We start from the raw sequence: 466 nt of genomic DNA on the forward strand, positions 1-466 counted from the left end.
CAAGGCTAAATACTCCCTAGTGACCGATAGTGAACCAGTACCGTGAGGGAAAGGTGAAAAGCACCCCGGAAGGGGAGTGAAACAGTTCCTGAAACCGTGTGCCTACAAGTAGTTAGAGCCCGTTAATGGGTGATAGCGTGCCTTTTGTAGAATGAACCGGCGAGTTACGATTTGTTGCAAGGTTAAGCGGAAAAAGCGGAGCCGTAGCGAAAGCGAGTCTGAATAGGGCGGTTGAAGTAACAGGTCGTAGACCCGAAACCAGGTGATCTACCCATGTCCAGGATGAAGGTAAGGTAATACTTACTGGAGGTCCGAACCCACGCACGTTGAAAAGTGCGGGGATGAGGTGTGGGTAGCGGAGAAATTCCAATCGAACTTGGAGATAGCTGGTTCTCTCCGAAATAGCTTTAGGGCTAGCCTCGAAGGAAGAGTCATGGAGGTAGAGCACTGTTTGGACTAGGGGCCC

General features: G+C 50.9%; 1 rRNA gene. It reads left to right on the top strand.

The window, feature by feature from the left end:
* A 23S ribosomal RNA gene (locus MFLO_RS14355) occupies positions 1–466 on the top strand; the annotation flags it as partial.

Source organism: Listeria floridensis FSL S10-1187, from assembly GCF_000525875.1.
Classification (GTDB): domain Bacteria; phylum Bacillota; class Bacilli; order Lactobacillales; family Listeriaceae; genus Listeria; species Listeria floridensis.